Here is a 26,684-nt window from a genome sequence, read left to right as displayed (position 1 = left end):
TACGCTTGTTCACCTGGGAAGTGCTCCTTCAACCACGCTGATACAGACCTAGACAATCGGTATCTTCGCAGGTCAGAGGGCACTTCCCTCCTTCACGTCCAGCCACCCCCGTGAAATCTCCGGGCTAGCGCGACCGAGGACCCGTACCGTCTGACGTAAGGATAGAGGGACACAAGCGAAGGTACTGGACTCGCGTCGTCGTGCTCACACAGGCGCCCCCCTACCTACAGGGCGCCCGGGGGCTACGCCCCCTACATGCAGCCCCACTGAAATTGGGACAACTGACCTAATACCCCCAACACCCACATCCTCCGAGGCAAGGGGTACCACGAAAGAAATCTAACTCCCTTGATGATCAGGCGTCGATCCTTACAGCTAGCTAAGAGTCCCCTGAAAGAGGAGCAAACACCCCACCCCATGTTAGCTTTTCCTCACCCAACAGTGCAGTGCCGCACAAGAAGGAGATTCACATGAACACCAGTGGTCTTTCCGTCTTTCTTCGAGGGTGCTTTAGCGCCTTTATACTCGCCGTCATCGCCATCTTCCCCGTGCCACCCGCGGCCCAAGCTGCACCAAACTATGCAAAGGTTACAGTAGCCGCACCCCCTCAAGAGTTCGAACAAGCGTTCGCTTACTACTTGACAGAAGACAGCGGGTCACCAACTGGGGCAAGATTTGATTCCCGGCGTGCCTACAGACAGGGAGCATCAAGTGACCTCATGCTGGCCGGTCGCTACTACAATGGCCTAGTCGATAGTGACCCTCAAACCCGCATGCCTGAAGGCTACGTTCGTGCGGCAGCCAGTATCCCGATTTGGGGTAATTGGTGCGGAAGCGGATACGGTTCAGGCACTCCGAGGGATCTGCTCGACGCGGCTTGCATGCGGCACGACAAGTGCTATGGAAGCAAGGGATACTGGAATTGCAATTGCGACCGGACTCTGATTGCTGAGATCAATCGCGACTACTCGAGGATGCACCTGACCGAGAAGATTGCCGCCAATGCCGTAAAGGCCTTCTTCTCGGCCCGCATCAAGGCTGCTTGTTGAGCTACCTGATTTCGGCAAAGAATCGAGATAACCATGACTTTTAAGGTACGCATTCCCATCGCAGCTCTCGTTCTTGGTGTGCCCCTGGCAGGCCTCGCAGCTCCGGCGCTTGCCGCGACCGAAGTCGCTAGAACCTCATCCTCAGGTTGCACGGCCTACCTTCTGAAGGAATCACGATGGGTCGATACCAAAGATGGCGGAACCACCGTAACCGACTATTGGGGGAAAATTTCATGCCCCAGTTTGGCCTCAGGAAAGCAGGCCCGGGCTAAAGTTGATTGCCGGTACGTACCCGACCGTTACACCAGTTGGGCAGTTCGAGGGGAGACCTGGATATCAGGGAAATGCGCCGGGGCAACCTTAGGTAGGTCTGTTGTAATCGAAGTACGGTAAAATAGAGACCGCCTGTGACGGGGTGGTGTCATTTCTGACGCCACCCCGTCTGCGCTCTCCAGAGTGAGACTTTCTCACTTGGCGGGTTCATATGGATGCACCACAGGGCTCTGGAAACGGATGATGGTTGTTTCTCGTGGGATGCCTGCGGGGCGGGCGGTGCAGGAGCGGTTTCTGCTAAGCCAACGATCTTCCACCAGGATCTGTGCCCGCGCACTCTCCTATCGTGCCACTCTTCACCTTCCCGGAACCCTCGTGCGGTGCATCGCCGCCTGGTGGGTCGTGCATCGTCGAGCCCAACGCAGCTGCCCTTGGCAGCGGGTCCAGTGCCGCTGGACCCCCAAGTCACGACCTCCCACTATCTCCACGAGGCCTTGAACCTGGTCACCGACCGCACACCCGACCACCAAAAGCCCTCCACCAACAACGTGAGAACGGCGCCGTGTCCTCCGAGCACTCCCCAAGGTCACCCTCGACCCTTGCCGCATCGCTCAGGGTGCGCGTAACAGCTGCAAGTGGTCTCCATCGCAAGCATCAATGCCTGCTTCACCCTTCCCAGCCCGGGGCGACTATAGAATCCCCGCACAGGCACCACGTTCAGGAGCCACTTCCAAGTGTTCAACCATGAACTAGGGAAAGTTGCCCCCCGCACATCACTCCCAGCATTTTGACGCAGCGCTGGTGAGAACTTTCCCTACTGACTCAAGGCGCCTTCGGCGCGGGCGGGATCGCCGGGGCGGGTCCCCGCACCAGGGACCCCCGCGCTTCGGTCGCTTCGCTCCCTCCGCGCACCCCCGGCGCACCCCACCTAGGCGATCCCGCCCAGCATGACGAACAGCCCCTCGGCCGGTCAGGGTCGAGGGGCTCCGTTCTGCTCGTGCCTCTGGGCCGGGGGCTCGTTCCAATCAGGCTCCGCCACAATCCATGCCGACAGCACCGGCGCTCGCAATGTTCTCACCGGCATGGACCGCGCCGGTCCGGTAATCGAACACTGGCCGAGACGCCGTGCCCAATCGTGCCCAATCACCCGGTACCGACCGGTCACCCACGGTCACCACTGCAGGGATTACACGCCTGCTGTCACGCTCAGAACGGCAGGTCGCCCGGATTCCCAAGCTGGACACGCGGGTTCGATTCCCGTCGCCCGCTCCACCTTGCCATCTTCACGAGTATCCAGCTGGACCGCGAGTGGCCCCCGCCCACCTCCAGCAGCGCCCGGCCAGCTGGCGACCCGGACTGTTCCCTGATCCCCGATGCAAGGCCTCCCGTCCAGACCCGGGGACTTCCTAGGCTCGGAGGCATGAGTACGCCCATGCCCTCCCAGCCCTCCCAGCTCCGCTGTGCCGATTCCGACCGCGATCTGGTGGCCAATGTGCTGAACACCGCCTTCGCGGAGGGGCGGATCACCCAGGACGAGCACTCCGAACGGATGGATGCCGTCTGGCAGGCCAGAACCTTCGGCGAACTCGCCCCGATCACCGCCGACCTGATGCCGACCGGCCAGCCGAGTCACTCCCGCATGCCCACCCAGGGGACCCGTGGCGGCGTCGTGGTGGACACCAGCAGCCAGGATTCCCGGGCCGACAACGTGATGAGCATCATGGGCACGGTGCGGCGCGAGGGCCACTGGCGGCTTCGTCGCCGCACCACCGGGATGATCCTGATGGGCGATCTCACGATGGATCTCACCCACGCCACGCTCGAGGCGCATGAATGCCTGATCAATGTGCCGGTGATCATGGGTGATGTGACCATCACCGTCCCCGACGGCCTCAATGTCCGCGACGAGACCACCACCGTCATGGGTGACACCAAGCTGCGCGGGCTGAACCCGGCGCCGGCCGATGCCCCCACCATCGTGCTGCGCGGGCTGGTGCTGATGGGCGACGTGAAGGTCAACGGGCCCGGCTACGAGTCTCTCGGGAAACGACTGGGGCTCACCCGCTGAGCCCCTAGATTGGTGGGGTGGACACCTTCGACGCCCCCGTTGACCGCTGGCAGCAGCTCTCACCCAACTATCTGAGGATGAAGCGGCTGATGGTGTTGTTGGTCTGGGGAATCGAGCTGACCGCCGCCAGCCTCGCGCTCGGTTGGTTCCAGCGCTGGTGGGCGGGGGCGGCGCTCGCCGTCGCATCGGTGCTGTGGATCTTCTACCGCTGGCATCGACAGGGCCGGGTCTACCGGATCTGGGGCTATGCGGAGCGCGACACCGATCTCTACATCCGCGAGGGCCTGTGGCAGCGCCGGTTGACCGTCGTCCCCTACGGCCGGATGCAGGTGGTGACCGTCAACTCCGGGCCCATCGAGCGCAAGTACGGGCTGGCGACCGTCACGCTGGAGACCGCGTCGGCCGGCACCGACGCCACCATCCCCGGCCTGCCCGCCGACCGGGCCGACGCGCTGCGCGAACGGCTCAGCGAGCTGGGCGAGCAGCAGGCGGTCGGGCTGTGACGGTGGATCCCGCTCACGCCGAACCCATGATGGAGCGGCCGCACCCGGCCACCCCGATCATCAAGGGCTGGATGGCGCTGGTGGGCATGGTGGTCATCTTCGGCCGGGACTTCCTGGAGAACCTGGGCAAGAGCGAGCACGCGTTTGGCTGGGGCAGCCTGCGCTTCATCGGCATCATGCTGGGCGGCTATGTGCTGGTCACCGGCATCACCGGCTACTTCAGTTGGCGCTTCACGCGCTTCGTGATCGATGATCGTCAGGTACGGATCGAACACAACTTCATCCAGCACAATTCCGACAAGGTGCCCTTCACCAAGATCCAGTCCGTCGACGTGGTGCAACCCTTCGCGGCTCGGCTGATCGGGCTGGCCCAGCTGCGGATCGACGTCGGCTCCGGTTCCGGCAAGACCATCGAATACCTCACCCGGGCCCGCGCCTACCAGATGCGCGACTACCTGGTGGCCCGCGCGCACGGGCAGCAGATCACCGTCGAGCAGTCCGCCGCCAGCCGCGCCGGGGCCGGTGCCCTAACCGACCGGGCGTGCGACGAGCGGGTGCTGCTGCGGGTACCGCCGCAGCGGCTGGTGATCGCGGCGGTGCTGTCGTCGAGTTTCCTGGTCACCCTGGTGCTCAGCGTCCTGACGATCGCCGGCGTCACCTGGAGTGGCGAATTCGGCGCGGCGGTGGGCATCATCCCGCTTCTGACCGGTCTGGCCGGGATCATCGGCAACGCCGTGGTCAAGCAGTGGAACTTCTCCCTGATCCGCTCCGGGCAGGCGCTGAAGGTCAGCCGCGGCATGACCAGCCTGGTCAGCCAGACGCTGCCCACCAACCGGATCCAGGGCCTGCAGATCGTCCAGCACCAGCTGTGGCGGCCCTTCGGCCTCTACCGGGTGAAGATGGACGTGCTGGGCTATGGCGGTGGCGACGAGGATGAGGGCGCCAGTGACGTGTTGCTGCCCGCCGGCAGCTGGCCGGAGGTGGAGCTGGCGATCGACGCGGTCTGGCCCGGCTTCCGGCTGGCCGACATCGAACTGCACGGCGTGGACCGCAGGGTGCGCAAGCTGCACCCCTTCATCTGGAAGAGCTACCGCTGGGGCCGCAATGACGACGTCGTCGTGGCGATGAACGGTGGCTTCGTGCACGAAACCAAGATCGTGCACCACGCCCGGGTGCAGTCGGTGCACCTGATGGCCGGGCCGATCCAGCGTCGGATGAACCTGGCCGACGTGAAGATCGACACCACCGCCGGGCTCCTGAGCACCTGCCACTTGTTCGAGCTGGACGCCGAACTGGCCCGCCGGCTGGTGCTGGAGGAGATGGACCTGTGCCGCCAGGCCAGGCGTCGCGACGCGGAACGCTTCGCGCTGGACGCGCTGCCGACGCCCAGGGCGTCCTGGGTGTCCGATGCCAACACCGGGCACCGGCCGCTGCCGGGCTAGCCTCGACGCTGCTCCACCAGCTGCACCAGCTGCTCCGCCCGCGCCTGCCAGGAGTGCTGGTCGGCGAAGTCTCGACGGCGGCGCTCCAGCCCGGCATCCCGCGGCTCGTCGGCCCGGCGTCGGACCGCCGCGGCGAAGTCCTGCGGGGTGGCGGCCACGTCCACCAGATCGGTCTCCAGCCAGTCCAGCGCCTCCAGCGGGGTGGAGACCACCGGCAGGCCGATCGCCAGGTATTCCAGTGTCTTGAGCGGGAAACTCGCCCGGTTGAAGTCATTGATCGCATAGGGCGTGATGCCCACGGCGGCGCTGGCCAGCAGCCCCACCACCTGATCATGCGGCACCGGGCCGCGCCAGTCCACCTGTGGGCGGGCCAACAGCGCATCCAGCCGTCGCTCCTGCTCCGGCTCGCGGTCGCTGCGCGGGCCCAGGATCCGCAGCGGCACCCCGGCATCGACGATGGCCTCCATCAGGGCGACGTCGAGGCGCTCGTTGAGCTGCCCCACCAGCACCGCGGTGCGCTCGCGCTCCAGTTCCGGGATCACCTGCGCAATGGTGGCTCCATTGGGCACCACCTCCACGGGGTGTCGCGGCTCCAGCCGCTGCAACACCGCCGCGAGGTCAACCGAGACGGCGCTGACGACGTCGGCGGTGCGCACATTGCGGGTCAGGACCCGCTGGAGCCAGTCGCCGTCCAGCCCCATCATCGGCGCCCCGGCGATCCAGTCGTCGGTGACGTGCAGCACCGTCGTCCCCGCCCCGCTGGCGGGCAGCGAGACCCGTGGCGACGCGGAGATGCTGGCCCAGGGACGCTGACCCCGGGCCGTGAACCAGGCCAGCGCGACGCGCTGGTGCCCCTCGGCCAGCTGACGAAGTCCTGAGCGCGAGGCGCCCGGCACGGTGCCCACCCGAAGCACCCGGATGCCCTCCGAGACCGCCTCGATCTGTGGGAGAAGCTTGCGGCTGTGGAGAACCGAAACCGGCGGATCCACCCAGCAGACATCCACCAGTTCCGCGAGCGCCCTGACCAGATGGTGGTCGGTGGCCGGTAGCCCGTCCCACGCATTCCCGGCCCAGAAGACCACCAATTTCCTGTCTGACACGCCAATCCCCCAATTCGCCGTCAGGCACCCCGTGCGGGGCTCGCCCCATTCCCGCCCCACCCTATGCGAGCCCGGGCCAGCCCCTGATCCGGTTAGGGTGGGGCACAGACATTCGGGGGAAGGTCTGCCCGGCTGTCCCCGCACGCGAACGCAGGAGGACGACCGATGAACGATTCGATCGACGCGACGATGGTGGTCACCGCACTGGTGATCACCTACAACTCCGCTGGCGAGATCACCAACCTGCTGGATTCCCTACCCGCCGCAGCCGACGGGTTGGACCTGCGGGTGCTGGTGGTGGACAACTCGTCGAAGGATGACACCGTCGCCCTGGTCGAGGCCCGCGGCGATGCCCGCCTGGTGCACTCCGGCGGCAATGTCGGCTACGCGGCCGGGATCAATGTCGCCCGGGAACACCTTGATCCGGACACCGACGCGATCGCCATCCTCAACCCCGACCTGGTGATGGAACCGGGCAGCCTGCGTCGCCTGGCCGAGCCGCTGGCGCTCGACCCGACGATCGGGGTCACGGTGCCGCACGTCGCGAATTCCGACGGCACCCCCTTCCACTCGCTGCGCCGCGAGCCGAACCTGCTCTCCCAGCTCGGTGAGGCCGCCTTCGGCGCCAGCTGGGCCACCCGTCCGGTGGTCCTCGGCGACACCCTGCGCACCCCGCAGCACTATGCGGCGCCCCGCGATGTCGACTGGGCCAGCGGGGCTGCGCTGATGATCAGCCGGGCCTGTGATGCCGCGGTCGGCGAGTGGCGGGAGGACTTCTTCCTGTACTCGGAGGAGACCGACTTCGCCCGTCGGGCCCGAGCGGCCGGCTTCCGGATCCGGTACCTGCCCGAGGCGCGCTGTGAGCACATCGGCGGTGCGTCGGGCTCGTCCCCGCAGCTCGAGGCCCTGATGGAGGTCAACAAGCTGCGCGACTACGAGGGCCACCATGGCAGGCTCAGCTCGCTGGCCTTCCGCGGCATCCTGACCGCCCAGCACGCGGTGCGGGCGCCCAAGCGCCCCGGTTCCAGGGCTGCGCTGCGCCACCTGCTGCGACGCACATCCTGGAGCCACCTGCCGAAGGGCGACCCGCGGCCGCGCCGCACCTCGACGGAGGACTGAGCGATGCCTTGCATCATCATCCCGGCCCACAACGAGGCGAAGGTGATTGGCCGCACCCTGAGTGCGCTGGCCGACGGGCTGCGGCCCGATGCCCACGTGGTGGTGGCCTGCAATGGCTGCGTCGACGGCACGGAGGAGATCGCCCGCGGCTTCGCAGGACGGCTACGACTGACGGTGCTGGACCTGCCGGCCGCCTCCAAGCAGAGCGCGCTGAACGGGGCGGAGCGCCACCTGGCCGAGGTTGGGGAGGCCGACAACTTCCCCCGGATCTACCTGGATGCCGACATCGCCGCGCCGGCTCCCTCGCTGAACGAGGTCTTCCGGGTGCTGGAGGCCGATCACGTGCTGGCCGCTCGCCCGCCGCTGGTCTATCGCACCGAGGGCGCACAGCCCCCCGTGCGGGCCTACTACGACGCCCGCTCCCGCACTCCGCAGGTCCTCGAGGCGCTGTGGGGTGCCGGGGTCTTCGCGGTCTCCGCCCGTGGCCGCGGCCGGTGGGCCGAGTTCCCGACCGATGCACCCGACGACCTGTTCGTCGACGCGCTCTTCGCGGCCGACGAGAAGTGCGTCGTCGACGCAGCACCGGTGCCGGTGGAGGTGCCGCGGACCACCGTCGCCCTGGTCCGCACCCTGAAGCGCGTCTACCGCCCCTCCGAGAAGGTCCAAGCACTGGGTCAGTCGACGACTGTTTCCTCAGGAAACACGCTGAAAGCCTTGCTCCGGGCCAACTCAGGACACCCGCGCCACCTACTGGATGCCTGCTGTTACCTGGGCCTGGCAGTGGCTGCTCGCGTCGGAATCCGGCTGGATTCACGCGGGAACGATGTTTCCGGGGAAACCTGGGAGCGCGACGACACAACACGTTGAAGCTTCTATGGCCAACCCCATAGCGCTCTGATTCACTGAGTGTGAATAGGCCCCGCTGGCCTGACCCGCCGGCCCCGGCCGTCCGGGTCAGCGCTGACGCAGCCTTTTGGCCTTCTCAGCCGCGCCCCGGGCGGCCTTGCCGCCGTGATACTTCACGGCGTCGAAACGCTCCTTGCCGAGCACCTTGACCAGCGTGGCCCGGGCCTGACCACGGGCCGAATCCCGCAGCCAGCGAGTCGGAGCCTCCACCAGCCTGTCCTTGGCCAGCTCCACCGGTGTCGGGGCCTGCAGCTCGTCCAGCATCCCGGGGAAGCGTTCCCGGTGCGGTGCGGGATCGGTCATGGTGCCCCGCACCCGGTTGCTGACATTCGCGCCGTGGATCACCTGCAACCAGCCTGGCTCGCCGTCGACCTCCACGACATCCATGTGTTGGCCGAGCCGGTTGTGCCAGTCCGCCCAGCAGGTCATCGGATCCGACAGGTCCTCCCGGACCGCGCAGAAGGCATTGGTGCGGTCCTCCCGCAGGAAGCACCGCGTGCCATTGCTGATCAGGCCATGGGACAGGTACAGCGCGGTCCGTTCGGCGGTGACCGGGGCCGCGCGCAGTTGCTGGACGAAGTCGATGGCCAGGCCGTCGTCATTGTCCAGGTTGGAGGTGATCACGGGGCCCTGGTCGCGGCCTACCACGGCGTGGATGTCCGCGGTGCGGTCCTCCTGCGTCACGCTGGTGCGCAGCAGGGGGGTCAGCAGACCCTCGTCGCGCCAGGCGTACATCTTGTCCAGCAGCCACTGGGGGCTCTCCGTGTCCAGGTAGACCAGCCAATGGACGTCATCGCCCAGCTGGGCGCGCACCGAGGGGACGGTGTATCGCTCGAACAGGGCGATCCGCTCCACCAACCAGCCCTCCTTGGCGCGGATCAGGCTCTCGACGCCCTGGCTGGGCAGGTTGAAACGGGTCAGGAAGACGTGGGCGATGCTCATGCGTTCTGCTCCTCACGATCGATGGCGACGGGGGCGGGATGACGACGTCGGGAGGCGACTGCCCGATCGAAGGCCCAGGCTGCCCACAGGCTGAGGGCCAGGCCCCCCAGTCCATAGCCGGCCTGGGCCCGGCTCCGCGGGGTGACGATCTCGTGGATCACCGGGTGCTCCGGATTCATCTGCAGTTCGATGTTCTCCCCATCGGGAACCTTCAGCTGCTTCTCAACGGCGGTCAGCTCCGCCTGCAGATTGGCCACCTGCTCGCCCAGGTTCTTCTCGACCATCGAGCGATCGGGATCCACCACCTGGACGTCGACCACGGGCTCCTCCACCTGACTCAGCCACTGCCCACCGATATTTCGCACCTGGGCATGCGTTCCCCGACGAATACCCAGGGAATAGAGCGTGGCATCGGGATCCGACGCCAAAGGCGTGTGCACACCGTTATTCACCCGCGCCGCAAGCAGATGTGCGATGGCAATTGAGTCAGCGGAATGAAAACCGACAATTCGCACCTTGCCACGGTCCGGAGCCAGCACGTTCACCGTAGTCCGGGTGTAATAGACGGTATTGGGCCCCGTGGCCAACAGGGTCACGGCGGCCGTTATCGCGAGCCCCAGCGCCAGCACATACCAGCGCCGTACGCAGAGCTTCAGAAATTCGACAGAAGTCATCTGGATCCCCAAGTAGCGTGTTCGTTTAGGTCAGTTGTACAGCACCAACCGGGCCACCCCCGCGGCCCCATGAACACTCAACGATTATGGCATGCCCCTCTCATAAGTCATGATTGAAGGACTCGGGGGAGCAGGCTCGGCCGTGCCCCCGTTCTCGGGGAAGAACAACGTGAAAGGCACGTCTCGATGGACCTGCGCGACTTTGGAACGACGCTCGCTCGCTGGTGGTACCTGGCCTTGGCCACACTGCTGCTGGCCATTGCCGCGGGGGTGGGCCTGTACAAGGCCGTTGGGCCCAGCTACACCGCGAATAGCTCCGTATTGCTGCTGCCCCCCAAGGCCGTGCTGCTGGAGGCCCAGCAGGACAAGCGCAACTACGCTCCCAACAATCCACTGCTGTACCTGGCCTCGCTGAGCGATGCCCGCGACGTGCTGGTGCGCCACCTGAGCAGCACCGATGTCACCAAGCAGCTGGAGGCCAAGGCCGCCGGTGCCACCGTCACCGTCGAGGGCGACGCCACCTCCGGCTCGCCGCTGATCCTGGTGGAATCCGAGGGCGCCACCGAGGCCGAGGCCGTGGCCGGCATGAAGGCCATCGACGCCATGGTGCCGGGCACCCTGAAGACCCTGCAGGACGAGATGAAGATCGCCGACCTGCAGCGGATCACCTCCATCAACGTGACGGAGGACACCGAGCCCGAGGTGGACCACAAGAACCAGTTGCTGGCCGCCGCGGTGGGCTTCGCGGGCGTCAGCGCCCTGGGGCTGGCCGCCATTGCCCTGCTCGACCAGCGCCGCACCCGTCGGCAGCGGGCCGGCGCCACCGCCGTTCCTGCGCGCAGCGCCGAGCCGGCCAACGCCAAGGTCAAGCCGGCGACGTCGAAGGCTGGCACGCGGGCGTGAGCAGCGCAGTCGAGCATTCCCGAGCCCGGTCAACGGGCTGGGGTAGCCGCGCCGGCCTCGACGTGACGGCCATCTTCACCGGCTACGTGGTCCTCCTGTTCGCCATTCCGGCGACGATGATCGTCGCGTCACTGGGTACGCTCGGCGCCCCGGCCACCATCCTCTCGCTGTTCGCGCTGGGCTGGTACGCCTGGCACCACCTGCACCGCGCGGACCCCTTGCAGGGTGGCCCCTCGCCCGTCCGTCGGGCCGGGCTGGCGCTGGCGGTGGTGATGCTGGTGGTCTACGGCCACGCGATGACCACCTTCATCCCCGGTTTCGAGCTGACCAATGCGGACTCCTCGCTGTTGCGCATCCTGGGCCTGATCGGTCTGATGCTGGTGCTGAACGACGGCATCAACTCCGTCGATCGCTGGCGCACCATGCTGCACCGGCTGTCGATCGCCGGGGCCGCCGTGGCCCTGCTGGCGATCGCGCAGTTCTTCACGCATGACCTGCTGATCGACCGGATGAGCATTCCCGGCCTCACCCCGCCCGTCGACGCCCAGGTGGGCACCCGAGGGATGTTCACCCGTCCCAGCGCGAGCGCCACCAATGCGATCGAGTTCGGCGCGGTGATCGCCATGTTCCTGCCGATCGCCTTCACCAATGCGCAGACCGCCGTGCGGCATCGACTGTGGCACTGGGTGCCGGTGGCGCTGATGAGCTTCGCCGCCCTGGTCTCGCTGTCCCGCACCGCCATCATCTGCGTCGCCATCGGGATGGCCGTGCTGGTTCCGGCCTGGAGCCGCCGCGCCCAGCTCCAGGTGCTGTTCGCCGCACCCATCGGTCTGGCCGCCGCCGGCGTCGCCGTCCCCGGCCTGCTGGGCACGCTGCGGGGCCTCTTCCTGGGCGCCGGCGAGGATTCCAGCGTCGCCTCCCGCACCCAGAGCTATGGCGTCGCCTGGAGCTACATCGTGCGGCACCCGTGGCTCGGGCGCGGTTACAACACCTTCCTGCCGCGGTACTGGATTCTGGACAATGCCTATCTGCAGATCCTGATCGGCACCGGCATCATCGGCATCGGTGCGCTGTTCTACCTGATCCTCTCCGCGGCCCGCAGCGCCCGGCAGGCCCAATCGCTGTTCCGGGACCCCACCGATGCGCTGGCGGCGCGTTCGCTGCTGGCCGCGGTGGTGGCCGGTTCGGTGTCGCTGTTCTTCTTCGACGCCTTCAGCTTCCCGCAGTCCGCGGGCTGCGTGATGCTGGTCTACGGGCTGGCGGGGGCCTCCCTGCGACTGGCCCGCACGGAGGCCGCATAGTGGTCCCGGGGGTTGATCTGGTGACCGTCGCCGAGGTCGCCGATTCCTTGGATCGCTTCGGCGATCGCTACCTGCGTCGCGTCTACCGCCCCGCCGAGCACAGCGGAAATCCTGCTGAGCTGGCGGGGCGTTTCGCCGCCAAGGAGGCTGTCTTCAAGGCGCTGCGCGCCGACCCGCGACTGCCGATACCGTGGACTGAGATCGAGATCACCACGACGGGGAGCCGTCCGGGCGTCGTGCTGCACGGCCGGGCCCGGAGCTGGGCCGTCGGTCAGGGCATCTCCCGGATCGAGCTGTCCATCTGCCACGACCACCAGCGGGCGATGGCCTTTGCCGTCGCCCTGTGAAGGAGGAGTACATGACCGAACAGACCGTGCGCCAGGTGCTGGGCGAGCACGCCAGGCTGAACCGGGATGCCGGGGCACTGGGCCCGGACGACGACCTCTATGCGTCGGGCATGACCTCCCACGCCAGCGTCAACGTGATGCTGGCGCTGGAGGACGAGCTCGACATCGAATTCCCCGACGAACTGCTCAATCGGGAGACCTTCAGCACCATCGGCCGGATGGTCGCGGCCGTCGCGAGCATCCAGGAGTGAGGCGCGGATGAGCATCGGCAGCGGTGAGCAGGCCCGGATCGAGCTGGCGCGACGGTTGGAGGCTGCGGGGCACCAGAGCCCCAGCGGCAGCCTGGGCATCTACGGCCGGGGGGCCGACTTCGAGGCCGTCGTCGACGGCCTGACCCGTGCCCTGGTGGCGATGGAGGCGCCGGGCGAGACCGTCGAGCGGATCTTCTTCCCCCCGTTGGAACCTCGCGCGGCCTATCTGAGGACGGACTACCTGGCCAGCTTCCCGCAGCTGACCGGCGCCGTGGACACCTTCATGGGCACCGACAAGGATCACAAGGCGCTGCTGAAGGTCTATGAGGAGGGCGGCGACTGGGCGGACAGCCTGGTGCCCTCGGGCCTGATGATGGTGCCGGCCACCTGCCACAATGTCTACCCGCGCCATGCCGGCCGGTTGGAGGGGCCCGTGCGGGTGGATGCCCGCAGCTGGTGCTTCCGGCATGAGCCCGAGGTGGATCCGATGCGGATGGTCTGCTTCCGAATCCACGAGCAGGTCTACATCGGCACCGCCGAGGGTGCGCAGGAGCATCGCGACGTCTGGATGCGCAACTACGTCCAGCTCTTCGGCGACCTGGGCCTGGAGGTGACCACCGACGTCGCCAATGACCCCTTCTTCGGGCGGGCCGGGCGCATCCTGGCCGTCGGCCAGAAGAGCGAGGCGCTGAAGTTCGAGGTGCTGACCAGCATCTATGACGACAAGCAGACCGCCATCGCGTCGGGAAATGCGCACCGCACGCACTTCGGCGAGAACTTCGGCATCACCCTGCCCGATGGCTCTGTCGCGCACTCGGCCTGCGCCGGGGTGGGGATGGAGCGGGCCACGATCGCCCTGCTGGTGCGGCATGGGATGGACGTGGCGTCATGGCCCGCCGAGGTGCGTCAGCGACTGGGCCTGTGAACACCGGGGCTCCTCCCACCATGGCGGTGGAAGGAGCCCCGGCTGCGCGTCACCCCGGAATCACTCCCTGATGGCGTCCTTGTTCTCGCGGTACCACTGGATGGCATTCTCCAGGCCGGAGCGCAGGTCGTAGCGTGGCTCCCAGCCCTCCCCCTTGAGCTTGCTGACGTCGAGCAGCTTCTGCGGGGTGCCGTCGGGCTTGGTGGTGTCCCACTCGACCCGACCGGTGTAGCCGACGATCTCGGCGATGGTCTCGGCCACCTCCTTGATGGTGCAGTCGGTACCGGTGCCCACATTGACCTGCTCCGGGCCGTCGTAGTGCTCCATCAGGTGCAGGCAGGCCGAGGCCATGTCGTCCACATGCAGGAATTCCCGACGGGGAGACCCGGTGCCCCAGTTGGTCACCACCTCCGTGCCATTGGCGGCTGCCTCGTCGTAACGACGAATCAGCGCCGGCAGCACGTGCGAGCCCTTGGGCGAGAAGTTGTCCCCGGGGCCGTAGAGGTTGGTGGGCATCGCACTGATCCAGTGCACTCCGTGCTGGCGACGCGCGGCCTGGGTCTGGATGATGCCCGCGATCTTGGCGATGGCGTAGGCGTCGTTGGTCTCCTCCAGGTACCCGGTGAGCAGGGCGTCCTCACCGATCGGCTGGCTGGCCAACTTCGGGTAGATGCAGGAACTGCCCAGGAAGAGCAGCCTGTCCACCCCGGCCTGGAGCGCCGCATCCATCACATTCACCTGGATCTGCAGGTTCACGCTGATGAAGTCATACGGGTAGGTGTTGTTGGCCAGGATGCCGCCCACCTTGGCCGCGGCCAGGAAGACGTAGACCGGCTTCGTCTCGGCGAAGAAGTCGCTGACGGCCTGGCGGTCGGTCAGGTCCAGCTCGGCATGCGTCCGGGTGACGATGTTGGTGAAGCCCTCGGCCTGCAGCTTGCGCAGGATCGCCCCACCCACCAGGCCCCGGTGGCCCGCCACGTAGACCGTGGCGGACCGGTCCAGCGGACCCGGCGTGAAGTCGGTGTCAACCATCCGGGTCACTTCCAGGTCTTGAAGCCGGGCAGCGGCTCGCCCGCACCGTTCACGGCGGCGTCGATCCAGAGCTTGCCGCCCACCTCGGCCTGCTTCAGGTCGTTCTCCACCATGATCCTGGCCAACTGCGGGGTGAAGACCGTGGCCTCCCAGCCCAGCTTCTCCCGGGCCTTGGACGGGTCGCCGATCAGGGCGTCGACCTCGGTGGGGCGCAGGTAGCGCTCGTCGAACTCGACGTACTTCTCCCACTCCAGGTCGACGGCCTCGAAGGCGAACTGCAGGAAGTCGCGCACGGTGTAGCCCTTGCCGGTGGCCAGCACGAAGTCCTCCGGCTCGTCGGTCTGCAGCATCCGCCACATGCCCTCGACGTACTCGGGCGCGTAGCCCCAGTCACGGATCGAGTCGATGTTGCCCATGTACAGCTTGTCCTGCTTGCCGGCCTTGATCGCGGCCACGGCGCGGGTGATCTTGCGGGTCACGAAGGTCTCGCCACGACGGGGAGACTCGTGGTTGAACAGGATGCCGTTGACCGCGTGCAGGTTGTAGGCCTCACGGTAGTTCTTGGTGATCCAGTAGGAGTACATCTTCGCGGCGCCGTAGGGCGAGCGCGGGTACATCGGGGTGTCCTCGGCCTGCGGGGGCGGGGTGGCGCCGAACAGCTCGGAGGTGGAGGCCTGGTAGAAGCGCGGTTGGATGCCGGCCTGACGCACGGCCTCCAGCAGGCGCACGGTACCGACGCCGGTGGTGTCCGCGGTGTGCTCCGGCTCGTCGAAGGAGACCCGCACATGGCTCTGTGCGGCCAGGTTGTAGACCTCATCGGGACGGATGCTGTCCATCAGGGTCACCAGACGTGCACCGTCGGACAGGTCACCGTAGTGCAGGGTGAGCTTCACGTCCTCCTCGTGCGGATCCTCGTACAGATGGTCGATCCGGTGCGTGTTGAAGGTGGACGCGCGACGGATCAGACCGTGCACCTCGTAGCCCTTGCCCAGCAGCAGCTCCGCCAGGTAGGAACCGTCCTGACCGGTGATACCGGTGATGAAGGCCTTCTTGGCCATGGGTTACTCCGTTTCCTCGATGTTGTCGCCTGCATGCACAAGCGGTGGACGCGCCGGCCGAGCCTGCGCACTGCGGGGGAACTGTGAGAGCCAGCCGGAGACGCGGGCCACGGCCTTGGCGGCCAGGAAGTTCTCCTCGGCAAAGCGCCGCGCATTGGCGCCATAGCGGCTGGCTCGACGGACCGATCCAGCCATGTCCTCGACGATGTCCAGGAGGCTGGCGGGGTCACCGGGGGCAATGATCGGGCCGGCCTCGGCCACCCGGACCTCGTCGGCGGTGGCACTGTCGGCTTCGGTGGCGGCGACCACCGGCTTGCCCTGGATGAAGTAGCTGGTCAGTTTGCTGGGGACTGCGGACTCCCGCAGGCCGGGCTTCTCGTTGACGATCAGGACGTCGGCGCACTGCAGCATCGCAGCATATTCCGCGTCGCCCAGCGACGGCACGAAGACCAGGTGCTTGACGCCCGCACCAGCCGCCACCAGCGCGTCGTGCCGCGAGCCGTTCCCCACCAGACCGAAGACCACGCTTGAGCCCCGTTGATCCGCCAGACGGGCTGCCTCGACGATGTTCTCCAGGCCCTGCTTGGCCCCCATGTTCCCGGTGTGGATGGCCACCATCTTCGCGTCACCGAAGTACTTGCGTCGCACCTCGGCGGGATCGGCCGACAACGAGATGTCGATGTGGCTCCAGTTCCTGGAGACACAGACCTTGGCGTCATCCACCCCAAGATCATCGACAACGTGGCGCCGGAAGCGCTCATGGATCACCAGCACCCCATCGGCCGCCCGGAGGATCGCGGACTCGACCGATTCCAGCACGTGGCCGACGCGGTTGTTGCCGCCGATCTCACGGGCACCGTTGCTGTACAGGTCCTGCACCCAGACGGTCACCGGCGGTTGGCCGGGCAGCTTGCTCCGCAGCACCTGCAGGCCCGTGCTGATCAGGGCCGGGCTGACGCACAGCACCACGTCGGGCCGGTGCCACGGGCTGAGTGCCGCAGCCAGTCCGAATGTGACCTCCTGCATGATTCGGCTGACCCCCATGCCGCCCGAGCCGATCACGTGTCGTACCCGGCGTACCCGTACCCCGGTGATCCGGCTGGTACGCGTGAGGCCAGTGAAGCCGGTGTAGTTGGTCCACTGCGGATAGTGCGGGATCCCTGTGATCACGTTCACCTGGTGCCCCGCCGCCTGCAGTCCTTCGGCCATGGCCGACGTATACGGCGCAATGCCCGAGATCTCGGGTGCATAGTTCACACCGATGATCAGGATCTTCATCAACAACTCCCCCGTAGCGCAGCACCTGCCGCGGCCAGCAGACATCCTACCTTCAGGGCCGCGGTCGCGCGGCCTTCAAAGCTGCCCCTCAGCCCTGTCTCGGCGGCTGGGCATAGGCCGCCACCAACTGCTGGACGATGGGCTGCATCGAGAACTCGTCGGCGATCAACCGCGCGGCCCGTTCACCCGTCAGGCGACGCAGCTCGGGATCGATCAGATACCTGCGGATCGCGGGGGCGATCTCGGTCGGATCATGGCTGGTCACCGTGCCGGCCTCGGCCCCGGCGACGGCCGGAGCCAACCCACAGGTGTCGGTGAGCACCACCGGCAGCCTGGCCGCCAGCGCCTCGAGCACGGACATCGGGTACGGCTCGTCCACCGACGGCAGTACGTAGACATCCGCCTCGCTCATCGCCCGCTGGCAACCCTCGCGGTCCGCCGATCCGCTCCACACCAGTCGGTCCCCGAGCCCGGCCGCAGCGATGGCGGCCGACACGGCCGGCCCCTCCCCCTCGTCGGGGCCAACCATCCGGAAGACGACATCCGGGAATTCGGGGGCCAGCTGCCGGGCAGCCTCGACGAAGACCAAGGGGCGTTTGCGGGCCTGGAGGCGGGCCAGGTACAGCACCGTCGTGCCCTCATGGGGCAGCGGCCTGGGCATCGAGTCGGCATCCAGACCATTGTGCAGTTCCTCGACCCGCAGCGTGGGGCCGGCGACGGCCAGCACCCCTTCACGCTCCACCCCCGTGAGATGGAATACGCGTGCGGCCGCCCGCAGCACCCGTCGGGTGAACACCGCGTCAAGCGGCTTGGCCAGCAGCTTGTCCGACGGGTCGATCATGCCGTGCGTCTGCACGCAGGTCCGCACGCCCAGGTTCTGCACCAGCGACGCGGCCGGCAAGGAGACGAAGTCGCGAGCCAGGTGCACGTGCACCGCATCGGCCTGCTTTGCGTGTCGTGCCAGCCACCGCAGCATGCCCGGGCAGGCCATGCCCGCAAAACCGGCCCCCGGAATGGCCTGGGCCACCGGGAAGAGCTTGACCGGGACGTCCTGGTAGGTCTCGGGCAGCGGGCCGTCGAAGCCCTGGGCTCCTGCCACCAGCGTGACGTCGTGGCCAGCGGCGATCAGCGCCCGGCAGTGGTTGAATGCGACCGTGGTGGGCCCCCCATAGGCATTCTCCGGGGTGATGACGGTGGCCACTTGGATGATCTTCACAGCTGCCTCTCCCTGACCTCGTTCTGTGGCGCCAACACCCGAGCGCCCGCGGGCACATCCTTGAAGACCAGTGCGGTGGCACCCACGACGGCATCCCGGCCCACCGTCACGCCGCGCAGCACCGTCGCCCGGGCAGCCACCCAGGCGCCGTCCTCGACGGTGATCGGACCATTGTCGAACTCAAAGGCTCGGTCGTCGGCGCGATGGCTTCCGGTGCACAGAAAGGTCTGCTGGGAGATGCACACGTCGCTGCCAATGGTGATCGGTTCCAGGTTGAGCAGGTAGCTTCCCACCCCGATCCAGCTGTTGTCCCCGACGGTGAGCTTCCACGGCCAGTGGATCCGCACGTCATTGCGGATGTTCACGTTCTGGCCGATCTTGGCGCCGAAGGCGCGCAACACCCGAGCGCGGGCCGCGGGTGGGCACAGCACCGAGCGGGTCAGGGGTTCGGCAGCCAACGCCCAGGCGGCGCAGACCAGCGGGGAACGTCCCTTGTCATACCCCTTCCCGGTGAACTCGGCCAGCCGACGGAAGTGCCCCCGTCCAGCAACCGTAGCGTCAGTCATCTCGTCCACCTCGGCTGGCGATGGCAGCCCGGAGCGCCTCCTCGAAGACCCCCGCGAAACGCTCGGGGGTGTACTTCCTGATGGGCGGGTCCACGATCCGTCCCTGCCAGTCGGCACGGGCCTTTCGCATCACGTCGGCCAGGTCGCTGGCGTCGGCGCTGGCCAGATGCACGCCCGGCATCCCGGCAACCGACGGCGCCACCCCACAGTTGGCGGTGACCACCACCTGCATGCCGGATTCCAGCGCCTCGTTCACCACCAGGCCCCAGACCTCAACGTGGGAGGCCAGCACCAGACAGTCCTGCTCGGCCATCAGCCCCGGGAGCTCGTTGTTGGGCAGGTATTCGACGAAGTGCACCCGCTCCCCGACGCCGGAGTCCGCGGCCCGTTGCTGGATGGTCGCGCGCAGTTCACCCTGCCCCACCAGCGTCAACCTGTCCTGCTCGTCGGCCATCTCGGCGAAGGCATCGACGATGGCCTCCAGATTCTTGCGGGCGATGAACTGCCCGACGTAGAGGAATCGGTGGCCGGTGTGCGGCTGGGCGGCCGGCGTCTGCCGGAAGACCGCAGAGTCAACGGCGTTGAAGCCCATCAGCACCCGCGACGGGTCCACCCCCATGTCCAGGACCGCATCGCGCGCGGCCGGCCCCGGCACCACCACCCGATCCAGCGCGTGGAAGTAGCGACGCCGAGCGGCGGCCAGAGCACCCGTGTGCCGCGAGCGACTGGCCAGGGTGCTCTCGTAGAAGCCCACCGCCGGCTTGCGGGTGAGGCGGGCCTGCGCCAGCAGCTGCCAATAGGCGGGCGAGTCCCAGCCGCCCAGCAACACCACATCGGCTCGGGCCAGGTCCCTGGCCGCGTCGGGCAGCGGCAACCCGAAGTAGGTGTCCTCACCACGCTTGACCCGAACGGTGCGGTACTCCACCACCTTGGCACCCGGCACCTGCCGCGCCACCCAGTCATCGCCGCGGTTGAGCTCCTTGCGCTGCAACCGCGCCGTGGTCTCCAGCAGACCGATCCGCAGATCGAAGCGTCTGGCCAGTTCGGCCCAAATCGGAATGCGGTAGGGGGCAGCCGCATTGGTCACCCACAGCGCCCGGATTGGTGATGTTGACAAGTGGTCCTCCCCCGAATCGGCACATTGTGCTGGCGCAATCCTAGGCCAGCTGCCATCGTCCGGTGGCGGAAGAACTGTGGAGCGGCTGTGTTTGCAGACTCGGGGAGTTTGTTACCACCCGTCGCACCGATAATCTCGACGGACCAGACCGGTTCTCCGGCTGGAAGTGATTTCGGGGGAGATGCAGTGCGGCATGAGCTGATCCTGCTCTGTGAGGACAATTTCCAGGGCCATCGGTGGAACTACGTGGAATTGCTGGCGCGTCGCGCCCGCGAATGGGGCGCGGACGTCCGTCTGGTCACCACCGCTCCCGCGCTGGAGGAGTTGGCGGGCATCGCCGAACCGCCCGCAGACCTACCGGTGGACGTGTTGGCCGACGCGTCGCTGTCCAACCTTGCCGACCATGCCACCACACTGGGCGCGTCCCGCGTGGTGATCCCCGATGGTGACCACCATGCCCTGCGGCTGGCCCGCCCAGGCAGTTGGCCCGCCCCCTGCGAGGTGCGGCTGCTGGTGATGCGGGAGCACGCCCAGCCACGTTCCAGCCGAGTGCTCACCGCCGCCATCGAGTACATCCGACGCGCCCTGTTCCGGTTGGCGAGCCGCCAGGCGAGGGTGCAACTGCGCTACCTGTCCAGCGCATTGGCCACGCCCGATGCGTCGCACGTGCCGGATCCGGTGACCCTGGCCCCGGATGCGCAGCCACCGGTTCCCCTCACCGGGGACCGCTTCTGGTTCGGCGTGCTGGGCGCCCTGGACGAACGCAAGAATGTGCCGGTCGTCCAGCAGGCACTGGACATGTTGGACCCACAGCAAGTGGGACTTGTGCTGGCCGGCCGGCTCGCTCCCGAGATCGCCGACCAGGTGACCTCCCACCACAGCGAGGCGCCGGTGCACATCCTGGATGCCCGGCTCAGCGACGGGGAACTGGATTCCTTGGTGGCCAACCTGGACTGTCTGGTGCTGCTCTACTCCAACCAGGCGCCGTCCGGGATGGTGGCCAAGGCTGCCGCCGCCGGCACCCGGGTGATCCTGCCCGGGACCCCCGCCTATGAGGCGGATTGTCGCCGCCTGGGTGCCGGGGCTGCCCAGTGTGAGATCACACCCGAAGGCGCCGCGGCCGCCATGCGCGACATGATGGATCGCCCCTCTCCGGCGGCGTTGGAGCTGGGAGCCGATGACTTCGTACGAGGGTTGATGTTCTGATGCCGCTGGACATCGGCCGGTTCCGGGGCCGCCCGGGCTTCCAGGCAATCGTGCTGGCCGGCGCGACGGGCTTTTCCCAGATCTTGATGGCCGGTACCTTCGCCATCGTTGCCCGGCAGAGCCACCCCAGCGCCTTCGGTCTGGCCACCTTGGGCCTGGCGATCGCCGGGATAGGCGTCGGCCTGATCGACTTCGGTTCCAATGAGTACTGGCTGCGGGAACTGGCCAGAGATCGCGGCCGCACCACCGAGATGTTCAACCGACTGGGCACCAAGATGTTGATGAACACGGTGCTCAGCCTGGTAATCCTGCTGGCACTGCTGCTGATGCCGGGGTGGCGGATCTGGTGGGCTGCCTCCTTGGTGCTGCTGGGCATGCAGTTGGAACAGACGGTGCAGGTACCGCTGCGGGCCGCCGCCCACGTGTCGGTGGTCTCGTTGTCCATGCTGGTGAACCGGGTCAGCATGCTGGTGGCGGTCCTGGCGATGGGCCTGGTCAGCCTGGATCCGATGCGCCTGCTGGTGGCCACCAGCATCGGCAGTCTGTGCGCGAGCCTGTTCATGTGGTGGCGAGGCGCGCGCGCCCTGGTCTCCAGCCGCGGCGCCTTCCGCCCCATGAACCCTTGGGCGGGTGCCACCCGCTACGGGATCATCAGTCTCAGCGGTAGCCTGCAGTCGCTCGATGCCCCCTTGCTGACCCGGCTGGCCGGCGCGGCACAGAACGGCCTCTACGGAGCGGTGAACCGCTGGACCCAGCCGATCGCCCTGTTGATCGGTGCCTTCAGCACGGCCTCCATCCCGCACGTCGCCGCGGCCCGGACCATCCGGGGCGGCTGGCGGGCGATCCGAAAGAGTTCTGTGCTGCTGCTGGGTGCGTTGGCGACGGCCCTGCTGGTGGTCGTCTTCGCCCGCCCCGTCATCCTGTTGCTGCTCGGCCCGGCCTATGTCGGTTCGGTTGAGGTACTGCGGATCCTTGCGATCTCCACCGCCATCGTGATCTTCAACCAGCCGGTGGCCATGATCCTGCAGGCCACCGGCCACGACGGCCTGGTGAGCATCTGCCTGCCCGTGGGCGTGCTGGTGCAGATGCTGGCGATCGTGCTGCTCGCTCCCGCGCACGGCGCCACCGGTGCGGCCATCGCGGCCGCGGTGGCACAAGTTGCCATGGCCCTGATGCTGGCCGCTTCACTGTTCCTGGCCCTCGCCCGTGAGGACAAGGACAGCCGCGATGGTGAGGAACCGAAGGGAAGTAGATCATGACCCGTATTGCCCAGGTGCTCGTCAAGCCGCAGCTCGGCGGAGCCGAGACGCTGGTGTCCAGTCTGGAGGCGGAGTTCACCGCCCGCGGCATCGAGACCCGCACCGTCTACCTCGACCCGGAGGGCCCGGCCCAGGGACCCGCCGGCCGGATCCGAACCCTGCGCCGCCAACTGCGCGACTTCCACCCGACACACATCCTGGCGCACTCTGCCCTGCCGAATGTCTACGCCCGGCTGGCGGCAGCACCCCGCACCCCCGTCACCTGCGTGCTGCACAGCGCGTCGGACGACTTCGCCGATCCGATGCTGCGCTGTGCCGAATGGGTGCTGCTGCCACGCACCGCCGCAGTGATCGCCGTCAGCCAGGTGGCGCACCAGCAGTACACCAGCCGCTTCCCGAACCGGGACCGGGTTGTCCTGGTGAACAACGGCGCCGCCGCGGACTTCCATCCCGAGGGCCCCCGGGCCCGGACCCCCACCCGCTTCGTCTCGGTGGCCAGGGTGGCCGACCAGAAGAACCCGCAGGTATGGATCGACGCCGTGACCGCGGCCGGACGGGAATTGCCGCAGGCCCGCTTCACCTGGTGGGGCCCCGCCGGATCCGAGGACTACCAGCGGGTGATGGACGAGTTCAATGCCGCCCAGCCCCATGCCCACTTCGAGGGAGCGACCTCCCAGGCCGCGCAGCGCATGCGAGAAGCCGACGTCTTCCTGCACACCGCAGATGCGGAGGCCAACAGCATCGTGCTGTTGGAGGCCGCAGCCAGCGGCCTGCCGATCATCTGCAGCGAGGCCGTCGCCGCCACCCTGCCCGAGGACTTCCATGCCACCGCCTTCCGCACCGGCGATGCCGCCGATTGCCTGCGGGCCATCCGGGAGGTCGGCGAGCGCTGGGAAGACAGCTGTGCCCAGGCAGACCGGAACGAAGCCCTTGTCAACGAGCGCTTCCGAATGGGACCGGTGACTGATCGGTACCTGAGGACCATGGGAATCAACTGAGAGGAAACAGGTTTGGTCATTCGACCAAAACTGTGCTGGGATAACTGCGACTTGAACTCGGGATTTGATCGGGGAGATGGCGAGACGAACCGTCGTGATCAGCGTCCTGGGCGCAGTGGCTCTTACGGCCACCAGCGTCGCAGTTTTCCAACCACCTCAGCAGGCTCCCACCACCACGGTGCGTGTCACTGCGGGCACCTCCCCCAGTGACAATGCCGTGCGGATCGAACGAGCCATGCGTCAGGTGTCACAGCGTGGCGGCGGCACCGTGGTGCTGCCCGATTCCCGCGTGCTGGTGAAGCCGTCGCAGCGCACCAACCGCATCGACGTACCCGCGGGCGTCCACATCGTCGGCTCCGGCAAGCGCTCGGAACTGGCGCTGGTACCCAATGTGCCGTGGACCGAGCTCTTCCACTTCTCGAAGGGCAATGGCAGTGTCTCTCGGCTCAAGCTGACCCGCACCGACGTGGCCTACGGCCGGATGCTCACCTTCGAGAACGGTCACGGCTACCGCCTGGACCGGCTCGTCATCGACACCGGCTACTCCCGGTGGCCCACCAATGACTTCTCCGCCATCCAGCTGGACCCGGATGACCGTCACGACAAGGTCTCCGGCCTGAGCATCACGAACAGCACCATCCAGAACACCCAGTACGGCCTGATGGAACCCAGCGACGCCAAGGGCACCGTCAGCGGCGTCACCGTGGACCGCAGCGTCTTCCAGAACAACCACAGCGATGACCTGGAGTTCAACGCCCCCTCTGGCGTGGGGCGCGACGTGGTGGTGAAGAACTCCACCTTCCGCAACAACACCGCCCCCGGCCCCGGCGCCGGCTTCGCGGTGGGTGTGGCCAATTACCAGAATGTCCAGATCCTGAACAACTCGTTCAGCAACCATCCGATGAACACGGTCCACCTGGAGGACCGGACGGCCCGCGTCACGATCAAGGGCAATTCCTTCGTCAAGGCCTCCACCGTGGACACCGGCTTTGCCTCGGCCATCGTCGTGCTGTCCGGCACGCACGACGTCACGATCACCAACAACCGGATCAACCTCACCCGGCAAAGGAATGTGGCCGTCCCGGTGGTGATCGGCCCCGGCGGCGCCAAGGCACGAAACCCGTGGAACATCCGGATGACCAACAACTACGCCCTCGTCAAGCACACAGCCGCCTTCCACACGGACTACGGCTCGGCCAATACGGTGGCCCAGCGCAACCTGCGCCGGGTGGGCTGATCCGACTCAGTCCTCGAGTTGCGCCTTGCGGGCCATCACTGGCGCCGGGCTGAGGGCATGCATCAGCAGGGCAGCCAGACAGCCCAGCACCAGGCCGGCGGCAAGCCCCAGGGCCACCGGGACCACCCGCGGCAGCGCACCGGGCGCCTGGGCGGCGGAGGCGGGCGAGACCACCCGGGCATGGACGGTGGGTTCGTTCTGGTCCGTGCGCGGGGTCACCTCAGCCAGCGTCTTGGCGGTCTGGTTGCCGACGGCAGTGGCCAGCGCCATCGCCTCGTCGGCGGTGGGCTGGCTGACCACGATCTCCAGGATCGCCGTCTCCGCCGCGGCCGTGGCATTGACATTGGCGGCCACACTGGCCGCGTCGGCGTCCAGGTGCAGTGTGTCGATCACGGGCTCCAGCACGACTGGGGAGGACACCAGTTCCTGGTAGCTGGCCATCTGGTTCTGGACATAGGCAGCGCCCTCGTTGAGGTCACCGGCACTGTTCGCCTTGGCCGCGCTCACATAGAGCGTGACCGTCGAGCTGTAGCTGATCGGTGTGCGCAACACCTGGACCAGGCCCAACAGCCCACCCACCAGCGTGCAGGCGATGACGACGGACAGGCGCCGACGTATGGCCCGGAGGTAGCCCTGGACATCCATTAGAGAGACTCCTTGCGTTTGACGGCTGTGGTTGGAGTGAGTGACGTGAGAAGAAGCAGGGTGATGAAGGGGCCGGGTGGGAAGGCGAAACGGTAGGGCATGATCGGCGCCTCGGTCATGCCGCTGCTCAGCACGGCGATCAACAGCGCGCTGGCGGCGGCCCGGTTGCGGGGGCTCTGCCGAGAGATCGCCAAACCCACCCCCACGACCACCAGGACGGTGTAGAACAATCCGCCGGTGACCATCATCTCCAGCCAGACGTTGTGGGGCGCGTAGTTGGGACCGAACAGGTTGGTCTCGGTCTGCCGAACCCAGTAGGAGGGGCCATGTCCCAGCCAGGGGTGGCTGGCAATGAGTTCCTTGGCCCGCACCCACAGGATGCCGCGCCAGGTGAAACCGTCGTCGGGGAAGGTGCGCAGCACCGGCACGAGCGTCGCACCCACCACGGCCACGATCAGCGTGGCAAAGCCCCAGTCGCGGGGGCGGCGCGGCAGGGTGAACAGCAGCGAGGTGATCACACCGAGACAGGCCATGATCAGGCTGGAGCGACTGCCACTGAGATTGACCATCAGCACCACCGGAATGCTCACCCGCAGGATCTTGCCGCGGGAGGCTCCGAACAGTGCCAAGGGCAGCAATGGCGCCAGGATCATGCCCAGCTCGTTGTTCAGCTCACCGCCGGGGGTGAGGAATTTCCCGAAGATGCTGCACTTGTCAGCCCGGCATTCGCTGACATTGCGCGCCGGATCCACCAGCATCACCAACAACATGCCCAGCCAGACCGCAAGCAGGCTCTGGGCGCCGGCCCGGCGCACCGATTCCAACGTCCCCCAGCCGCAGAACAGGGCGGGCAGGGTGCTGACCATCCACATCAGCCCCCAGACCAGGGACTGGTGGGTCAGGGCAGCGTGCAGGACGATGAATGCCACGGCCAGCCAGACCATCACCACACCGGGGTTGAGGACCCGTCGCTCCCGCAGGAGCCGGTAACCCAGCACGGCGCCGAAGATGAGCCCTGGCAGGAAACCCAGCAACATCATGGGGGTGGCCTGCAGGGTCGAGAACTGGCTGCGCAGCACGGCGAGCACCGTGGGCCAGCCCAGCAGCGTCAGGGCACCCACCTGCATGGCGTCCAATCGGCCGCGCATCAAAGGCCGCGTCTCGATCGTCAACCAGAGGCCCAGCAGCGCGAACAAGGGCACGATGGCAGCGGCTGGAAACATGTGCCCTCCCCCGTTCACTTCCCAGACAGATGTCCGACTCACAATC

At 67.2% G+C, this 26,684-nt stretch carries 26 protein-coding genes; 15 read left to right on the top strand and 11 right to left on the bottom strand.

The annotated features are described in order from the left end of the window. Positions 1 to 470: 470 nt before the first annotated feature. The 4 genes from AAEX57_RS12140 to AAEX57_RS12125 all read left to right on the top strand — a co-directional run bounded on the left by AAEX57_RS12140 (position 471) and on the right by AAEX57_RS12125 (position 5,335). A complete protein-coding gene (locus AAEX57_RS12140; RefSeq protein WP_342092399.1) occupies positions 471 to 1,049 on the top strand; it encodes a hypothetical protein in 579 nt (192 codons plus the stop codon). A 1,693-nt stretch (positions 1,050 to 2,742) separates the two neighbouring features. Beyond that, on the top strand, positions 2,743 to 3,390 hold the full coding sequence (locus tag AAEX57_RS12135) for a DUF1707 domain-containing protein (protein WP_342092398.1): 648 nt from the start codon (positions 2,743 to 2,745) through the stop codon (positions 3,388 to 3,390). A gap of 17 nt (positions 3,391 to 3,407) precedes the next feature. After that, complete coding sequence (locus AAEX57_RS12130; protein WP_342092397.1) at positions 3,408 to 3,893, top strand: PH domain-containing protein; 486 nt, start codon at positions 3,408 to 3,410, stop codon at positions 3,891 to 3,893. A 2-nt stretch (positions 3,894 to 3,895) separates the two neighbouring features. Then, a complete protein-coding gene (locus AAEX57_RS12125; protein ID WP_342092396.1) occupies positions 3,896 to 5,335 on the top strand; it encodes a PH domain-containing protein in 1,440 nt (479 codons plus the stop codon). On the opposite strand, the gene AAEX57_RS12120 is transcribed toward AAEX57_RS12125, so the two are convergent. Further along, positions 5,332 to 6,435 (bottom strand): glycosyltransferase family protein, encoded by a 1,104-nt coding sequence (locus tag AAEX57_RS12120; protein ID WP_342092395.1) that lies wholly within the window; start codon positions 6,433 to 6,435, stop codon positions 5,332 to 5,334. The two genes, AAEX57_RS12125 and AAEX57_RS12120, sit on opposite strands and share 4 nt — an antisense overlap. A 165-nt stretch (positions 6,436 to 6,600) precedes the next feature. Here AAEX57_RS12120 and AAEX57_RS12115 point away from each other — a divergent pair, with 165 nt between their 5' ends. Next, entirely contained in the window at positions 6,601 to 7,554 is a 954-nt protein-coding gene (locus tag AAEX57_RS12115) for a glycosyltransferase family 2 protein (protein WP_342092394.1), read from the top strand. A 3-nt stretch (positions 7,555 to 7,557) separates the two neighbouring features. Further along, a complete protein-coding gene (locus tag AAEX57_RS12110) occupies positions 7,558 to 8,421 on the top strand; it encodes a glycosyltransferase (RefSeq protein WP_342092393.1) in 864 nt (287 codons plus the stop codon). An 87-nt stretch (positions 8,422 to 8,508) separates the two neighbouring features. Here the strand turns inward: AAEX57_RS12110 and AAEX57_RS12105 are convergent, their stop codons facing one another. After that, a complete protein-coding gene (locus AAEX57_RS12105) occupies positions 8,509 to 9,402 on the bottom strand; it encodes a glycosyltransferase (protein WP_342092392.1) in 894 nt (297 codons plus the stop codon). Then, a complete protein-coding gene (locus AAEX57_RS12100; RefSeq protein ID WP_342092391.1) occupies positions 9,399 to 10,076 on the bottom strand; it encodes a hypothetical protein in 678 nt (225 codons plus the stop codon). The genes AAEX57_RS12105 and AAEX57_RS12100 overlap by 4 nt, the downstream gene beginning before the upstream one ends. A 186-nt stretch (positions 10,077 to 10,262) precedes the next feature. Between AAEX57_RS12100 and AAEX57_RS12095 the strand changes: the two genes are divergently transcribed. From AAEX57_RS12095 to AAEX57_RS12075, 5 genes are read left to right on the top strand one after another with little or no spacing between them, the layout of a single operon-like run. Continuing rightward, positions 10,263 to 10,979 (top strand): hypothetical protein, encoded by a 717-nt coding sequence (locus AAEX57_RS12095; RefSeq protein WP_342092390.1) that lies wholly within the window; start codon positions 10,263 to 10,265, stop codon positions 10,977 to 10,979. After that, the gene (locus tag AAEX57_RS12090) at positions 10,976 to 12,280 is read left to right on the top strand and encodes an O-antigen ligase family protein (protein ID WP_342092389.1); all 1,305 of its coding nucleotides are present in this window, start codon (positions 10,976 to 10,978) and stop codon (positions 12,278 to 12,280) included. Before AAEX57_RS12095 ends, AAEX57_RS12090 begins: the two co-directional genes overlap by 4 nt. A gap of 20 nt (positions 12,281 to 12,300) precedes the next feature. Beyond that, complete coding sequence (locus AAEX57_RS12085; RefSeq protein ID WP_342092388.1) at positions 12,301 to 12,627, top strand: holo-ACP synthase; 327 nt, start codon at positions 12,301 to 12,303, stop codon at positions 12,625 to 12,627. An 11-nt stretch (positions 12,628 to 12,638) separates the two neighbouring features. Further along, the gene (locus tag AAEX57_RS12080) at positions 12,639 to 12,878 is read left to right on the top strand and encodes an acyl carrier protein (protein ID WP_342092387.1); all 240 of its coding nucleotides are present in this window, start codon (positions 12,639 to 12,641) and stop codon (positions 12,876 to 12,878) included. Positions 12,879 to 12,885: 7 nt separating this feature from the next. Beyond that, positions 12,886 to 13,803, top strand: a complete 918-nt coding sequence (locus AAEX57_RS12075; RefSeq protein ID WP_342092386.1) for a hypothetical protein — start codon at positions 12,886 to 12,888, stop codon at positions 13,801 to 13,803. A gap of 60 nt (positions 13,804 to 13,863) precedes the next feature. Here AAEX57_RS12075 and AAEX57_RS12070 read toward each other — a convergent pair whose 3' ends face one another. The 6 genes from AAEX57_RS12070 to AAEX57_RS12045 form a co-directional block, all read right to left on the bottom strand. Further along, positions 13,864 to 14,835 (bottom strand): GDP-L-fucose synthase family protein, encoded by a 972-nt coding sequence (locus AAEX57_RS12070; RefSeq protein WP_342092385.1) that lies wholly within the window; start codon positions 14,833 to 14,835, stop codon positions 13,864 to 13,866. 5 nt (positions 14,836 to 14,840) lie between these two features. Continuing rightward, a complete protein-coding gene (gene gmd / locus AAEX57_RS12065; protein ID WP_342092384.1) occupies positions 14,841 to 15,893 on the bottom strand; it encodes a GDP-mannose 4,6-dehydratase in 1,053 nt (350 codons plus the stop codon). A gap of 3 nt (positions 15,894 to 15,896) precedes the next feature. Then, a complete protein-coding gene (locus AAEX57_RS12060) occupies positions 15,897 to 17,171 on the bottom strand; it encodes a glycosyltransferase family 4 protein (RefSeq protein ID WP_342092383.1) in 1,275 nt (424 codons plus the stop codon). An 88-nt stretch (positions 17,172 to 17,259) separates the two neighbouring features. Further along, a complete protein-coding gene (locus AAEX57_RS12055) occupies positions 17,260 to 18,387 on the bottom strand; it encodes a glycosyltransferase (RefSeq protein ID WP_342092382.1) in 1,128 nt (375 codons plus the stop codon). Beyond that, positions 18,384 to 18,953, bottom strand: coding sequence for a DapH/DapD/GlmU-related protein (locus AAEX57_RS12050; RefSeq protein WP_342092381.1), 570 nt, complete (start codon positions 18,951 to 18,953; stop codon positions 18,384 to 18,386). Before AAEX57_RS12050 ends, AAEX57_RS12055 begins: the two co-directional genes overlap by 4 nt. Further along, on the bottom strand, positions 18,946 to 20,070 hold the full coding sequence (locus AAEX57_RS12045) for a glycosyltransferase family 4 protein (RefSeq protein ID WP_342092380.1): 1,125 nt from the start codon (positions 20,068 to 20,070) through the stop codon (positions 18,946 to 18,948). The genes AAEX57_RS12050 and AAEX57_RS12045 overlap by 8 nt, the downstream gene beginning before the upstream one ends. A gap of 186 nt (positions 20,071 to 20,256) precedes the next feature. Here AAEX57_RS12045 and AAEX57_RS12040 point away from each other — a divergent pair, with 186 nt between their 5' ends. The 4 genes from AAEX57_RS12040 to AAEX57_RS12025 all read left to right on the top strand — a co-directional run bounded on the left by AAEX57_RS12040 (position 20,257) and on the right by AAEX57_RS12025 (position 24,770). Then, positions 20,257 to 21,276, top strand: a complete 1,020-nt coding sequence (locus tag AAEX57_RS12040; protein WP_342092379.1) for a hypothetical protein — start codon at positions 20,257 to 20,259, stop codon at positions 21,274 to 21,276. Continuing rightward, positions 21,276 to 22,535, top strand: a complete 1,260-nt coding sequence (locus AAEX57_RS12035; protein WP_342092378.1) for a lipopolysaccharide biosynthesis protein — start codon at positions 21,276 to 21,278, stop codon at positions 22,533 to 22,535. Before AAEX57_RS12040 ends, AAEX57_RS12035 begins: the two co-directional genes overlap by 1 nt. Further along, complete coding sequence (locus AAEX57_RS12030; protein ID WP_342092377.1) at positions 22,532 to 23,533, top strand: glycosyltransferase family 4 protein; 1,002 nt, start codon at positions 22,532 to 22,534, stop codon at positions 23,531 to 23,533. Before AAEX57_RS12035 ends, AAEX57_RS12030 begins: the two co-directional genes overlap by 4 nt. 76 nt (positions 23,534 to 23,609) lie before the next feature. Beyond that, complete coding sequence (locus AAEX57_RS12025; protein ID WP_342097787.1) at positions 23,610 to 24,770, top strand: right-handed parallel beta-helix repeat-containing protein; 1,161 nt, start codon at positions 23,610 to 23,612, stop codon at positions 24,768 to 24,770. A gap of 6 nt (positions 24,771 to 24,776) precedes the next feature. On the opposite strand, the gene AAEX57_RS12020 is transcribed toward AAEX57_RS12025, so the two are convergent. Next, the gene (locus AAEX57_RS12020; RefSeq protein ID WP_342092375.1) at positions 24,777 to 25,415 is read right to left on the bottom strand and encodes a YveK family protein; all 639 of its coding nucleotides are present in this window, start codon (positions 25,413 to 25,415) and stop codon (positions 24,777 to 24,779) included. Beyond that, positions 25,415 to 26,638 carry an O-antigen ligase family protein gene (locus tag AAEX57_RS12015; protein ID WP_342092374.1) on the bottom strand — a complete coding sequence of 408 codons (1,224 nt, stop codon included), beginning with the start codon at positions 26,636 to 26,638 and terminating at the stop codon, positions 25,415 to 25,417. The genes AAEX57_RS12020 and AAEX57_RS12015 overlap by 1 nt, the downstream gene beginning before the upstream one ends. Between the last annotated feature and the right edge of the window lie 46 nt (positions 26,639 to 26,684).

It is taken from the genome of Luteococcus sp. H91 (assembly GCF_038433135.1).
Lineage (GTDB): Bacteria > Actinomycetota > Actinomycetes > Propionibacteriales > Propionibacteriaceae > Luteococcus.
The sequence above is the reverse complement of the archived record's forward strand: the minus strand, read 5'-3'. Positions and strand labels throughout refer to the sequence as shown.

Bases quoted from the DNA above. Each gene is read 5' to 3' on its own strand.
- AAEX57_RS12140 (WP_342092399.1), top strand. From the start codon at position 471: ATGAACACCAGTGGTCTTTCCGTCTTTCTTCGAGGGTGCTTTAGCGCC.
- AAEX57_RS12135 (WP_342092398.1), top strand. From the start codon at position 2,743: ATGAGTACGCCCATGCCCTCCCAGCCCTCCCAGCTCCGCTGTGCCGAT.
- AAEX57_RS12115 (WP_342092394.1), top strand. From the start codon at position 6,601: ATGAACGATTCGATCGACGCGACGATGGTGGTCACCGCACTGGTGATC.
- AAEX57_RS12110 (WP_342092393.1), top strand. From the start codon at position 7,558: ATGCCTTGCATCATCATCCCGGCCCACAACGAGGCGAAGGTGATTGGC.
- AAEX57_RS12105 (WP_342092392.1), bottom strand. From the start codon at position 9,402: ATGAGCATCGCCCACGTCTTCCTGACCCGTTTCAACCTGCCCAGCCAG.
- AAEX57_RS12100 (WP_342092391.1), bottom strand. From the start codon at position 10,076: ATGACTTCTGTCGAATTTCTGAAGCTCTGCGTACGGCGCTGGTATGTG.
- AAEX57_RS12095 (WP_342092390.1), top strand. From the start codon at position 10,263: ATGGACCTGCGCGACTTTGGAACGACGCTCGCTCGCTGGTGGTACCTG.
- AAEX57_RS12080 (WP_342092387.1), top strand. From the start codon at position 12,639: ATGACCGAACAGACCGTGCGCCAGGTGCTGGGCGAGCACGCCAGGCTG.
- AAEX57_RS12075 (WP_342092386.1), top strand. From the start codon at position 12,886: ATGAGCATCGGCAGCGGTGAGCAGGCCCGGATCGAGCTGGCGCGACGG.
- AAEX57_RS12070 (WP_342092385.1), bottom strand. From the start codon at position 14,835: ATGGTTGACACCGACTTCACGCCGGGTCCGCTGGACCGGTCCGCCACG.
- gmd (WP_342092384.1), bottom strand. From the start codon at position 15,893: ATGGCCAAGAAGGCCTTCATCACCGGTATCACCGGTCAGGACGGTTCC.
- AAEX57_RS12060 (WP_342092383.1), bottom strand. From the start codon at position 17,171: ATGAAGATCCTGATCATCGGTGTGAACTATGCACCCGAGATCTCGGGC.
- AAEX57_RS12050 (WP_342092381.1), bottom strand. From the start codon at position 18,953: ATGACTGACGCTACGGTTGCTGGACGGGGGCACTTCCGTCGGCTGGCC.
- AAEX57_RS12035 (WP_342092378.1), top strand. From the start codon at position 21,276: ATGCCGCTGGACATCGGCCGGTTCCGGGGCCGCCCGGGCTTCCAGGCA.
- AAEX57_RS12030 (WP_342092377.1), top strand. From the start codon at position 22,532: ATGACCCGTATTGCCCAGGTGCTCGTCAAGCCGCAGCTCGGCGGAGCC.
- AAEX57_RS12025 (WP_342097787.1), top strand. From the start codon at position 23,610: ATGGCGAGACGAACCGTCGTGATCAGCGTCCTGGGCGCAGTGGCTCTT.
- AAEX57_RS12020 (WP_342092375.1), bottom strand. From the start codon at position 25,415: ATGGATGTCCAGGGCTACCTCCGGGCCATACGTCGGCGCCTGTCCGTC.
- AAEX57_RS12015 (WP_342092374.1), bottom strand. From the start codon at position 26,638: ATGTTTCCAGCCGCTGCCATCGTGCCCTTGTTCGCGCTGCTGGGCCTC.